Below are 12,928 nucleotides of genomic sequence, written 5' to 3' on the forward strand. Positions count from 1 at the left end.
GAAGTGTCCTAAACCTTTACAAACTCTGTGCCCCTTTGTGTCCCTCTGTGGTACAGCCAAAAAGGGTTACTTTTCATTTACATTTGCTCCGGAGCGGAGATGCCTAAGATACCCAGTCCGTTAGCCAGTACCTGGGCAACGGCTCTGGCTAAGGCTGCACGAGCTTGTACGAGCTTTTCTTCCTCACCAAGAATTCGACAATCGTGATAAAAGGAGGTGAAATGAGAAGCCAGATCATCCAGGTAATTGATCAGACGATGTGGTTCCCGGCTTTCGGCGGCACTCTGAATCATTTCAGGGAAGCGGATCATACTTTTAATCAGCGTGATCTCACTGTCGTGGCTGAGTAGATCAAGTGTGGGCTCATTATTAAAGCTGTACTGCTCTTCCACTTTTCGTAGGATGCTGTGAATTCGGGCATGGGCATACTGTAGGTAGAACACAGGATTTTTTTCACCGGCCTCTTTAGCCTGAGCAATGTCAAACTCCAGGTGGGTATTTGGCGAACGCATGAGAAAGAAGAAACGGGTGACATCCGAGCCAACCTCATCCATGAGATCGTCCAGGGTAACAAAGTTGGCTTTACGGGTACTCATTTTAAATGGTTTGCCATCTTTGACAATAGTCACAAATTGGTACACCACCACATCTACCTTGGAGGTGTCGTAGCCCAGTGCTTCAATGCCAGAAAGCACATCCGGGTAGGTATCGATATGGTCGGCGCCGAAGATATCTATGCACAAGTCGTAACCCCGGTCGAGCTTATTGGCGTGATAGGCAATATCGGGCAGGCGGTAAGTGGGTTCGCCGCTGCTTTTGATAAGTACTGTATCTTTATCCTTGCCGAATTCGGTGGTCTTAAACCAGGTCGCCCCGTCTTTATCATAGGCCAGGTCCTTTTTACGGAAGGCCTCTACAGTCTCCTCGATTGACCCGTCTTCATAGAGGTCATGCTCATTAAAAAAGGAATCCATCTTGATATTCATACGAAGAAGGGTCTGCTGGATTTCCTCAAAAATCAGACTTTCCGCTTTTTCTTTAAAAGGAGTAACGTCTTCAGTGTCCACCAGACCATCCCCATGTTCTTCTACCAGCTCTTTGGCAATATCTTTAATGTACTCCCCTTCGTAACCTCCCTCCGGAAATTCGGTCTCTTTGTCTAAAGCCTGAAGGTACCGGGCCTTGACGCTCTCCCCAAGTACTCTCATCTGACGTCCGGCATTATTAAAATAGTACTCGCGATCAACCTCGGCCCCGGTCCATTCCAGCAGACGGGCTACGGTGTCGCCAAGCACGGCGTTACGACCGTGACCTACGGTCAGGGGACCGGTGGGATTGGCACTTACAAACTCAAGCAGTACCCGTTTTCCCTCTTGGGTTTCCGACTTACCAAACGAGCTGCTTTGCTCCAGAATCGTTTCCAGCTCGTCATACAAGTAGTTTTCAGCAAAGCGGAAGTTGATAAACCCGGGACCGGCAATCTCAACCGAGCTAATGCGATTGGAGTCATAGTCAAGAGCCTCTACAATCTGTTCAGCAATTTTGCGCGGATTGTTCTTCAAGGGACGCGCCAGCATCATCGCAACGTTACAGGCCGCATCGCCATGGTCAGGCTGGTTGGGTTTCTCAATTTGAATTTCGGGCACATCTCCATCGGCAAGATCAAACTGTTCTACAGACTTGCTGATGATTGACTGTAAATATTCTTTCATTAAAAATGCTAACTGGGATTAATATTTTGCCTGAATATAAGGAGGAGAATTAGGAATTAAGAATTAGGAATTAAGAATCATGATATTTTAGAGTCTTTACTATTGATCCTAAAATCTTCATAATTACGTGACAATCAATTAGTAATGCTTTTACTTGTGATTCATTCACGACTCCCGAATCTTTCAACAAGCGTAACCAGTAATAGGATTCTCTTGCTTCTTTATAAGCAATTGAAAGTTTTGATTTAAAATCCTTTCTGGACTGGGCACCTATTGCTTCCTCTGCATTTGCTCCAATCGAAGTCCCACTTTTCAAAAGTTGTTTCGAAAGAATGTATTCCTTTTCAACTTTAACCAAATGCAGATATAACTCAATTATTTTTAAAGCATAAGAGTACGTTTTAGTAAGCAGAACATTGTTTTCCTTCATACCTATACTCCAATTCCTAATTCTTAATTTTTAATTCCTAATTTCGACTTGCAGATATTGACGGTGATTTATAGTTATTTGTAAAGATCTTACGTCTGAACTCGGGTTTTCGTCCAAAATTCAGTAGGAGTCCGATTTCAGCATTTGTAGCCCGCAGATAATTGATAAGCTGTAACTCATGCTCCAGGTTTATCTGTTCCGATGCCTTCAGTTCCACGATGATAGAATTTGCGACAAAGATATCCGCAAAATAGTCACCTACCACAACACCTCTATAGTTGACCTGAATGGGATATTGTGAAACACAAGAAAGGCCCTTCTTTTGAAGTTCTATCATCAAGGCTTTTTCATAAACCTTTTCCAAAAAACCATAACCCAGTTTATTGTAAACATTATAAAATGACTTTATAACCAATCCGGTTGTTTCACTGTGTAACATAGTATTTCTCTCTTATTTTTAATCTGTGTTTATTCGTTAAATCCGTGTCTTCCGTGTTCTATTATCACTGTTCCATCACATAAGCGCCTTCTCCTTGAAACTGGTATACCCGTCACCGGCAATAATCAGATGGTCATCTACCGGGATGCCCAGTAACTTTCCGGCATCAACCAGTCGCTTAGTAAGCTGAATATCGGCTTTGGATGCTGCAGTCTGACCGCTGGGGTGATTGTGCAGGAGCAACACACTATAGGCTTCATTCATTACGGCTTGCTTTATGACCTCAGCCGGATCCACAATGGTGGAGGTAGAGCCACCGAAACTAATCTTCTTGAAGCCCGTCACCACTTTGGCATTATTCAGGAAAGCCACTATAAACACCTCCTTGGTGAGATCACGTAGTTTGGGTCCGAAATAGGCTACGGCATCTTCCGGACAGGTAATCTGAATCCGTTCCCCTAAACCGGCAACCTGAATCCGCCGGGACAGTTCAAAGACGGCTTCCAGGGTTAAAGCTTTTACTTTTGCAATACCGGGTACGATTTTCAGTTCCTGCCAGTTTCTGCGGGCTAGATTTCGAAGTCCGCCAAAATGATCCAGCATAGCCTGCGAGGTTTGAATGACATTCATCTCCGGACTCCCGGTTCGCAACAGTATGGCCAGCAGCTCGGCGTCGGAGAGGCTTTCCCCACCATAGTTCATAAGCTTCTCTCGCGGCTGCTGGTCGGGACTCATCTCTTTAACGGTTCTTTTCAGATAGTCGTGGGCTTCAAAGGTCTCTTGTTCCGGGTCAGACATGGTAGTTCCTCTCTGGATTGATTGGCTGTTCTAGTATGACCTTTATGAAGCCGAATCCTTACAAAAAATTTTATGGAATACAGATTGCTTGGGTGATGATGTTTATCCGATTTAACATACTTACTTTTATGCTTGCGAAAATCTGTATGATCAGTGTATTACGGGTTCCATTTTGCAACGCTCTTTTTAACAATATTTAAACCATAAGGATCTACTTTTTATAAATATTGGGCCTCGGATTTTTACGAAACAATTACACAGACTTTCGTAAAGGAATAAGAAGAAATTTTTAACTGCTGCAGACTTACAACCTACACCATGAAACTTGATACCGTTAGCAAGCTCATCTTTTCGGTATTGTTGCTATTTAATTATTCCCCTCAAGTGTCTCATGCTCAAACCGGTAATCAGGGCGCCAATCCTGCTCAAGTTGAAGCAAAATTTATTCAGAAAGATTTCAAGATTAGCGCTGATCTTGAGAATCCGGCATGGCAACAGGCGTCTTCGGTATACATAACGCATCAGATTGAACCCAATGATGAAGCACCAGCAAAAGTGCAGACTGAAGTAAAGGTTTTGTATAGCAAGGATAACCTCTATATCGGCTTCATTTGTGACGATCCAGATCCGGAAGCCATAAGAGCCAATATTTCTGATAGGGATAACGGGTTTCAGGATGATTTTGTGGGTGTTTTTATTGATCCATTTAACAACAACCAGCAGGCATACGAATTGTTTGTGAATCCCCTGGGCATACAAATGGATGGAATGAGATCGGGTAACAATGAGGATATGAATTTTGATCTCCTTTGGTATTCCGATGGCCAAGTAACAGATTCGGGATACCGCACGGTTATGAAAATACCCTTCAAAAGTCTGAATTTTCCACAGCAGGATATACATAATTGGTCTATCCAGTTCCTTCGAAATTATCCGAGGAACATTCGATACCAGTTTGCATGGACGGATGTGGAATTGAGTAATCCCTGTTTGATTTGCCAGAACGGAGTCATGACCGGCATAAAAGGGGTGAAAAACAGCAGAACAGTAGAGTTGCTGCCTTATGCCATGAGTTTCCAGGAGAGCACCATTCGTGATGCCTCAGATCCACAATCGGGGCTGGATCACGGTCCCTTAGACGGACGTATCGGAGGTAGCGTGTTCTACGCACCTACATCCATGACCTCGCTCAATGCCGTTTTCAATCCAGATTTTAGCCAGGTGGAAACCGACGCGGCGCAGATCAGTGCCAATGAGACCTTTGCACTCTTTTTCCCTGAAAAGCGTCCGTTCTTCTTAAAAGAGGCCGAGTTGTTTAGTACCGAGGAAAATCTATTTTACTCCCGTACCATCAATCGTCCCCTTGCTGCCGGTAAATTTACCAGGCAGACCGGCAATTACACTATTGCATTTCTTTCAGCTTATGACCGGAACGCTCCATTCATAGTACCGGGACGGTACCGCAGCTCATTCATCCGTTCCGAGGTAGATGCCTATAACAATATTCTGAGGGGAAAATACAATTTCGGGTCGGAATCCTTTATTGGTGGTCTGATTACCACACGGAATCAAGATTCGGGCTCCAACTACACGGGGAGCATTGACTGGAATCTGTTGCTTAGGGATAACTACTATTTCAGCGGGCAATTGGCCTATACCGCGACTCGCGAACTGGATGATACCGGAATTTTTGATTCACAGCGAACCTTCGGTCGCGGTTCATATGATGCTGCTTTCAACGGGGAGCAGTACGGAGGATCTTTGGTGAGTGCTGCTTTTTATCGGGAAGCCAAGTATTACGATTTTTCTTTCGAGTACAAGTCCTATTCCCCCACTTTTCAAACTCAAACAGGCTTCATCAACCAGACCGATCGCCGCCAGTATGAAGCCTCTCAAAGCATCAGTTATTATCCGAATACTACTTTTCTTTCCCGTGGCACATTCAGTGTAAGTGGTACCTGGCGATATGATTTTGGAGGACAGTTTCAGGAGCGGTACATATTTACCCGACTCAGTAATAATTTGGGCGGACAAACCAATCTGTCGCTCAGCTTTCTGCCGGTAAATGACGAGCGTTTTCGAGGTGAATTTTTTACGGGCATGAACCGGGTTATGGTGGATGTTAGCACTGACCCGTTAAATGCTTTATCTCTTAGCGGACATATCGATTTTGGCAAATATGTAAACCGGAGGGATAATCCGACCCTGGGAGAAGGCTACAACATATCTGGCAACGCAACCATTAAGCCAACGCCTCGGCTAGAAATGGATTTCAGTTACAACTACTCAACGCTTTCTTCGGTTGATGGCAGCGAAAATTATTTCAGCGGGGATATCTACCGATTCAACGGAAATTACAATTTTTCAAAAAACCTCTTCACGCGACTCATTGTGCAGTATGATTCATTCGGTGAGCAGCTGCAGATTTATCCGCTCCTTTATTACAAGGCAAATCCGTTTACGAAATTCTATATAGGGATGACGGATTACCTGAATTATTACGATCAGCAGGGGATCAACGGATACCGGGGTTTCAAACAGACCGATCGCCAATTCTTTGTCAAGTTTCAATACCTCATTCGGAGTTAATGGAACACGGATGCCGCGGAATAGACAGATTTGCACAGATTTAAATTTATTTTTCCTATCAGCAAATACCAGCTATATCCGTGTCATCTGTGTCCTATTAATCTATTTCATACTCAAGTATATCTCCGGGTTGGCAGTCGAGGGCTTTGCAGATTGCTTCCAGCGTAGAAAATCGAATGGCCTTGGCCTTTCCGGTTTTAAGTATGGACAAGTTTGAAATTGTTACTCCAACCTCCTCCGACAATTCCGTCAGCGACATATCGCGCTTCACCAGCATCAGATCCAGATTTATTTTGATGGCCATTGCTAGATAGTAAGTTTTTGTTCTTCGTAGATTCTAGTTCCTTGTTTAAAAAGATGGGCTACCAGTAGAACTATAAACCCGGCGATTAGCAAACTCCATTCAGGGAAAAAAGGTGGTACTAAATGAATTTTTGTAGGTAAGCTCAGTTCCTGGGCAATCAAGTAGGCTAACCAGTCTATTGAATACATATAGGGAAAAGCAATTAGTAACAGATAACTGATTATCCTTAACCGAGAACTATTTTCTTCATCCCAGGGATTATTTTGTTTTAAACTACTCAAGATATTTTTAATAAGCGTGAGACCATAAAATATTGCTGCATATAAACCAATCTGCATTATATAAGCTAGATAATACAACCATTTGTTTTCCATTGGGTAACCAAGCGGGGTAAATTCCAGCGTGACTACTTGGTTGTGCATCAGAGGATATTGTTGTTCATAAAATTCATAATAACTATTCAGGCCCTGAAGGTGAACAGTCATATCTAACTTGAAAATTGAAATAGCTGTCAGGTCAAGAATTTGAAGCAATAAAACAACAGGATACATAAGTAACCAAAAAAGAGTAATAACCCTTGCAAATTGAACAAGGTAGATTAAAATTCCAGATGTGCTCCACTTATTACTATTCGATTTACTCATTTCAGCCTCACTTTATTTGAATGTTTCGAGCAAATAACTGAATAAATTATTGAAAAGCAACAAAAATTTATTGATAAACAACAAATATTTGCCGTAATAAGGCAAATACAAGAAAGCTATAGAACGCCGATGACACAGATAAGGCTGTTTTCTAGGATAGGAAGAACACATACAAAAACCGCGTAAATCTGCTAAAACCGCGTCATCTGTGTTCCATTAAGCCTTGTTCTATTCTTCGTCTGGGCCGCCCATCAACGGTTCGTTCATCGCACGGATACTGGCATTGGGCAGGCCTTCGGGATAGTTATCCTTGCACATATCCAGTGCTTCAATGACGATTTCGAGGTGCATTTGCTTTGAGTCCTCATAGAAGTCCTGTGCCTCGTCACTCAGTTTGGGCTTTCCGTGTAAAGGCTTATCGCTCACACAGAGCAGGGTGGCATTGGGGATACGGTAGCGGTACCCGTTGGTAGCCACGGTCGCCGACTCCATATCTATAGCCACACTCCGGCTCATATGGATCTTCTCAACAGTTCTTCGTTTGATAAACTCCCAGTTACGGTTGCCGGTAGTGTAGATGGTACCCATTCGGTGACTTCTCCTGTACTTGTCAAGGGTCTCCTTCAGATACACATTCAAGAGATAGTTGGGTGTGATAGGAATATTCAGCGGCAGGATATTGTCGAGTACCCCGTCGTCGCGCATAAATCCGGTAGCAAGCACAAAATCACCGATCTCCTGGTGGTTACGCAGACCGCCGCAATGACCAACCATCACCATAGCATCGGGCCTGAGAACGGCCACATGATCGGTTATGGTCTTTGCATTTGAAGGTCCGACGCCAATATTGATAAGTGTGACGCCCTTATTTTCCGACAGCTTGTGATGAAAAGCCGGCATCTGCACGCCTTCCCTGGCCGGCTGTACGCAGTCGGGATAGCGCTCCTTGAATACCTCAACGTGCATATCGTAGTTGGTAAACAGGATGTACCGCTGGAAATCCTCGGGCTTGGTTCCGGTATAGTGTTCCAGGCGATTCAGTGATATGTCAATGCGCTCCGGACTAAACAGAAAAAGCTTCTTCTGGGTGATATCCCAGTCGTCCTCATCGGTATTGTCCAGCAGCTGAGGGTCATTCATCGCCAATCGCTCGCGGGAGGGGAGGATTTTAATCTCAGCTCCTTTCTCAGCCAGTTTTCTAAGCTCACGGAGCAGGTACCAGCGGTAGGCGGTGGGCTTTGCTATTTCTCCGGTGATGATGGGATTGTGCTTCGACCATGAGCGCTTGACCAATACCTTGGGATACTCCCCTTCGTTGTAAATAGACTCCATAAGGTCACAAGCCTGCTCAATATTATTTTCCAATGCGGCTTGGGAATCAATATCATCTTTATGAAATTCAAATCGCTTATCCATACAAACCAATACTTATGAGTGAATCTAATTTCAATTATCGCATCGAGCCTTGGTCGATTGTCACAGAAAATAAGGAATATAAAACACCAATTTTTAATCTTTTAAAAAGAAGCATGAAGTTGCAGGCAGTGGATGAGACCGACCGCGGCGACTTCTATGTGCTGGATGCGCCTGAGTGGATCAATATCATTGCCATTACCGAAGATGATGAGATCATCTTGGTGGAACAGTATCGCTACGGCATTGAAGAACCGACCCTTGAAATTCCCGGAGGAATGGTGGATGAGGGGGAGGAGCCGCTGCAGGGAGCGAAGCGTGAGATGCTGGAGGAGACGGGGTATCGCTCGGATACATGGAGCAGCCTTGGGAAAGTGAGTTCTAACCCGGCCATTATGACTAATTTTACGCATATGTATCTGGCGAAGAACTGTATTTTTGAAGGAGCGGAAAATCCCGATACGCACGAACGAATCAACGTTCACACTATGCCCGTGGATGATTTTCTGGAACTGGTGAAAAACGGTACGGTGCACCACGCCATCGTCCTCGCCGCCGTTGCCCGTTACCTCCTTATAGAACACGGATAACGCAGATTGAACGGATTTGAAATAACTTAATAATCCTAATCTGTGATAATCTGCTATATCCGTTAGATCTGTGTTCTATAAAAAAATTGCAGTACTAATGAGAGAACTTTATCATACGAGACTGTAAACTTTCGATTTGAGAACGATTTGCCGCTCTTTTACGGTTACTTTCAAGTCAGAACGAAACAATAATGCAGATAATAGGTCAGAAAAAAAGAGCCATGATTGAAACAGGAAAAAAAATTGATACGGATTTTGAGTTGGACGTCGTTAAAAACGGTGAAGAAAAAACTGTGAACTTCAGCGAGTTGCTGGATCGGCCGACTATCGTGTCGGTGTACAAGCGCAACAACACCTCCGGCTGTGACAAACAGAACAAAAGCTTGTCAGAACATGCCGATTGGTTTGATAAAAAAGGATATAACCTTGTGGCAGTAAGCAAGGATACCTGTGGATCCCATAAGAATTATGCCGAGAAGCTGGATATCAACTATGTGCTGGCTTCCGATCGGGATTATAAGTTTGCCAAAGCGACCGATTCCATTGTTGAGAAGAAGATGTACGGCAACACCTATGAAGCCCCTTCACGGTCGGCTTATGTAATTGATACCGACGGAACGGTTTTAGGCATTATTGAAAAAGTTAATACCAAAGATCACGCTCATGAGTTAAAAGAGCTGATCGAGAATTTGTAAACACCTTAGATGAAATCACTTGTAATTGTAGAGTCACCCACAAAAACGAAAACCCTTAAAAAGTATCTTCCCAAAGATTATGTCATAGATTCTTCTATGGGACATATTAGGGATTTACCGGCCTCAGCCAAGGAGATTCCTTCGAAGTATAAGAAGGAAGACTGGTCGAATCTCGGCGTTAACGTGGATAAGGGTTTCGAACCGCTCTACGTGATTCCTGCAAGCAAGAAGAAAGTAGTCAAAAATCTTAAAAAGCTGCTGAAGCAGTCGGATGAACTCATACTGGCGACTGATGAAGACCGCGAAGGGGAAGCCATATCCTGGCACCTGACTGAATTGCTGAAACCGGATGTTCCGGTGAAGCGCATGGTCTTTCGTGAGATCACCAAGGAAGCCATCGAGCAGGCTCTTGAGAATTTCAGAGACATTGACATGAACCTGGTCAATGCCCAGGAAGCACGCCGTATTATCGATAGGCTGGCCGGGTACACGGTATCGCCCCTACTCTGGAAGAAGATTGCTCCCAAGCTTTCTGCCGGACGGGTGCAGTCAGTGGCAGTTCGTTTTCTCGTAGACCGCGAGCGAGAGCGCATGAAGTTTCGGTCGGCGCGGTATTGGGACTTGAAAGCCAAGCTTCACAAGCAGGATGATGAGTACATCTTCGAAGCAGATCTGACCCACCTGGATGGCAAGCGTCTGGCTTCCGGCAAAGACTTTGATGAAAATACCGGTAAGTTGAAGAAGCCGAAATCAGTAGTACTGCTGGATGATAAGAAGGCCTCACAGCTTCGTGATGATCTGGACCAAGCTGAGTGGAAAGTTTCGAATGTTGAGAAAAACAGGCAGAAACGAAATCCGTCTCCTGCCTTCATAACTTCTACTCTTCAGCAGGAAGCCAACCGCAAGCTGGGTTTCTCGGCGAAGCAGACCATGGGCGTGGCTCAGAAACTATATGAGAACGGGTATATTACCTACATGCGTACCGACTCGGCGCGACTGTCGGGACAGGCTATCAACGCTGCTCGCACGGCCGTTGAAAAGGAATACGGGAAGGAATATTTATTTGACCGGGTGCGTAATTATGGAGGGGGATCCAAAGGTGCCCAGGAAGCACACGAAGCGATTCGTCCGGCCGGAAGTTCTTTCCGGAAACCGGAGGACGCCGGCTTAAGCGGTGCTCAGTTCCGACTTTATGATATGATCTGGAAGCGAACCATAGCTACACAGATGGCGCAAGCCGAGCTTGAATTTACTAACGTCACCATCGAAGCTAAAGCCAACGGAAAAACTGCAGAATTCAGAACCAGCGGCAAAGAGATTATTTTTCCCGGTTTTTTCCGCGCCTATGTGGAAGGAAGTGACGATCCGGAAGCAGCTCTCGAAAACCAGGAGAACTACTTGCCAGGTATGTCAGAAGGTGAAGAGGTCATTGAGGATGGTGTGGAGCCGATATCCCACGAAACCAAGCCACCGGCCCGGTTTACTGAGGCCAGTCTGGTTAAGGAACTGGAAAAACAGGGTATCGGACGTCCGAGTACTTACGCCACGATTATTAGCACTATCCAGGATCGCGGATACGTAGAAGCGGATGGTAAAACATTGATTCCTACCTTCACTGCATTTGCAGTGACTGAACTCTTGGAAAAGAACCTGGAGGATCTGGTTGACAGTGACTTCACCTCCGATATGGAAAACAAGCTGGATAAAATAGCGCAAGGTGAACTCGATATTGAGACCTATCTCAGTTCCTATTTCAATGGCGAGGAAGGTCTCAAAGCCAAAGTGGAAAAACAGGAAGAGAAGATCGATCCCCAGGAGGCCAAACATTTGCACCTTCCTTTGCAGGATCTGGATGATATCCAGGTATTTGTCGGTCGATTCGGACCCTACATCAAAAAGCAGGTGAACGGTGAAGAACTTACGACATCCATACCGGTTAGCTGGAAACCAAGTGACCTTACGGCCGAGAAGCTGGAAGAACTTATCAAAACGGAAGAAGAGGGTCCCAAGTCGATCGGCGATCATCCCGAAAGCGGAGAGCCTATCTTTGTATTGAATGGCCGGTACGGCCCCTATGTGCAGGTCGGCGAAGTCACTGAGGATAACAAGAAGCCCAAGCGCGCTTCCCTGTTGAAAGGAATGTCGCCGGAAGATGTGGATCTGGAATTGGCATTGAAATTACTCGAACTCCCAAGAAGCCTTGGCAATCATCCGGACACCGGTAAGGAGATTAAAGCCGGGGTAGGGCGATATGGCCCGTTTGTAGTGCATGACGGTACCTTCGCCTCACTGAAACGCAGTGATAACGTATTGGATATTGAACTGGACCGGGCTGTTGAACTGCTTTCTGAGAAAAAGAAAAAATCGAACCGGAAGAGTGCAGCCATTAAGGAACTAGGAGAGCATCCCGAAGACGGCAAGAAAGTTCGCGTGATGGATGGCAGATATGGACCTTATATCAAGCACGGTAAAAAGAATTACAGTTTATCTGATGATGTGGATCCGGAAGCGGTGACGATGGAAGACGCCATCAAGCTGATCACAGAAAAAGCGAAGTAGGTAGGAGCAAGAAGCAAGAAGTGAAAAGCTAAGAGGCAAGTTCTGAGGGAGCTCTGCTCCGGATATAAAGTAAGTCCGTATACTTCCTTATACCTTATACCCTATACCTAGTTAGCCCCAAAAATTCTAACATGACAATTGCCGGTAAGTTTGTTTAATTTGAATAGTCATGGAAAAGAAATCTGAGATACATTTTAGCTATCCCCCAAACCTGCACGAGCTCGATCTTGCCACCCTGGTTTCCATGTACCGCGAGCGGGGCATTCCTAAAAAAGCTCGTCCCGGAGAGTACTTTGCCTGTGCTCTATCCAAGAAGCTGATCAAAGAAGGAAAGTGGTGGTTCGGGCAGTATTACAGCCAGCAATCTTGGGACCAGCTGCTTAGCAAAAGCTGTGAAGGATATCCGCTTACTGAAGTGGAGATGAATGTAATGGGCATGGCCCTCTCATCCGGCGATGAACCGCCTAAGCGAGACTTTGTGGAGCAGCAGTGCGGAGCTGTGCCTAAGCTGGCCTATATGATTGTCAATGATCTCAAAGAGTTTGGATTTCTATCGGTTGATGATCAGGACCGTCTGATGATCACGCCCCGCGGTGAGAAGGCATTGCAGGGTATTGCCCGAAGGATATACGACAAGAAATTCAGTCCGGACATGTTGCGGGTCAACCAGTCAGAGACCTCTACGCCTACCATCGAACGGGCCAAGAAAAAAGACAGCGAACAGGCGAGCCTATTCTAACTAACCACAAAGCTAC

General features: G+C 45.2%; 12 protein-coding genes. 5 read left to right on the forward strand and 7 right to left on the reverse strand.

Going from position 1 to position 12,928, the window contains the following annotated elements:
• Positions 1–77: 77 nt before the first annotated feature.
• From argS to radC, 4 genes are all read right to left on the reverse strand, one after another.
• Positions 78–1,712 carry an arginine--tRNA ligase gene (gene argS / locus G3570_RS00915; RefSeq protein ID WP_165138250.1) on the reverse strand — a complete coding sequence of 545 codons (1,635 nt, stop codon included), beginning with the start codon at positions 1,710–1,712 and terminating at the stop codon, positions 78–80.
• Between the two features lie 70 nt (positions 1,713–1,782).
• Complete coding sequence (locus G3570_RS00920; RefSeq protein ID WP_165138252.1) at positions 1,783–2,142, reverse strand: four helix bundle protein; 360 nt, start codon at positions 2,140–2,142, stop codon at positions 1,783–1,785.
• A gap of 37 nt (positions 2,143–2,179) precedes the next feature.
• Positions 2,180–2,581: a GxxExxY protein gene (locus tag G3570_RS00925; RefSeq protein ID WP_165138254.1), complete on the reverse strand. Its 402-nt coding sequence runs from the start codon at positions 2,579–2,581 to the stop codon at positions 2,180–2,182.
• Positions 2,582–2,656: 75 nt separating this feature from the next.
• Positions 2,657–3,379 (reverse strand): RadC family protein, encoded by a 723-nt coding sequence (radC, locus tag G3570_RS00930; RefSeq protein WP_165138256.1) that lies wholly within the window; start codon positions 3,377–3,379, stop codon positions 2,657–2,659.
• Between the two features lie 318 nt (positions 3,380–3,697).
• On the opposite strand from radC, the gene G3570_RS00935 reads away from it, so the two are divergent.
• Positions 3,698–5,968, forward strand: coding sequence for a carbohydrate binding family 9 domain-containing protein (locus tag G3570_RS00935; protein ID WP_165138258.1), 2,271 nt, complete (start codon positions 3,698–3,700; stop codon positions 5,966–5,968).
• Between the two features lie 97 nt (positions 5,969–6,065).
• Here the strand turns inward: G3570_RS00935 and G3570_RS00940 are convergent, their stop codons facing one another.
• The 3 genes from G3570_RS00940 to G3570_RS00950 all read right to left on the reverse strand — a co-directional run bounded on the left by G3570_RS00940 (position 6,066) and on the right by G3570_RS00950 (position 8,332).
• A complete protein-coding gene (locus tag G3570_RS00940; protein WP_165138260.1) occupies positions 6,066–6,272 on the reverse strand; it encodes a helix-turn-helix domain-containing protein in 207 nt (68 codons plus the stop codon).
• Between the two features lie 2 nt (positions 6,273–6,274).
• The gene (locus G3570_RS00945; protein WP_165138262.1) at positions 6,275–6,916 is read right to left on the reverse strand and encodes a DUF2975 domain-containing protein; all 642 of its coding nucleotides are present in this window, start codon (positions 6,914–6,916) and stop codon (positions 6,275–6,277) included.
• Positions 6,917–7,144: 228 nt separating this feature from the next.
• On the reverse strand, positions 7,145–8,332 hold the full coding sequence (locus G3570_RS00950; protein ID WP_165138264.1) for a phosphorylase family protein: 1,188 nt from the start codon (positions 8,330–8,332) through the stop codon (positions 7,145–7,147).
• A gap of 14 nt (positions 8,333–8,346) precedes the next feature.
• Here G3570_RS00950 and G3570_RS00955 point away from each other — a divergent pair, with 14 nt between their 5' ends.
• The 4 genes from G3570_RS00955 to G3570_RS00970 all read left to right on the forward strand — a co-directional run bounded on the left by G3570_RS00955 (position 8,347) and on the right by G3570_RS00970 (position 12,912).
• Positions 8,347–8,919, forward strand: coding sequence for an NUDIX hydrolase (locus tag G3570_RS00955; RefSeq protein ID WP_165138266.1), 573 nt, complete (start codon positions 8,347–8,349; stop codon positions 8,917–8,919).
• 191 nt (positions 8,920–9,110) lie between these two features.
• The gene (locus G3570_RS00960; RefSeq protein WP_249066552.1) at positions 9,111–9,614 is read left to right on the forward strand and encodes a peroxiredoxin; all 504 of its coding nucleotides are present in this window, start codon (positions 9,111–9,113) and stop codon (positions 9,612–9,614) included.
• Positions 9,615–9,623: 9 nt separating this feature from the next.
• Positions 9,624–12,173: a type I DNA topoisomerase gene (gene topA / locus G3570_RS00965; protein WP_165138268.1), complete on the forward strand. Its 2,550-nt coding sequence runs from the start codon at positions 9,624–9,626 to the stop codon at positions 12,171–12,173.
• Positions 12,174–12,342: 169 nt separating this feature from the next.
• Positions 12,343–12,912, forward strand: coding sequence for a hypothetical protein (locus G3570_RS00970; protein ID WP_165138270.1), 570 nt, complete (start codon positions 12,343–12,345; stop codon positions 12,910–12,912).
• Positions 12,913–12,928 lie beyond the last annotated feature (16 nt).

Origin of the sequence: Halalkalibaculum roseum (genome assembly GCF_011059145.1) — a bacterium.
GTDB lineage: Bacteria > Bacteroidota > Rhodothermia > Balneolales > Balneolaceae > Halalkalibaculum > Halalkalibaculum roseum.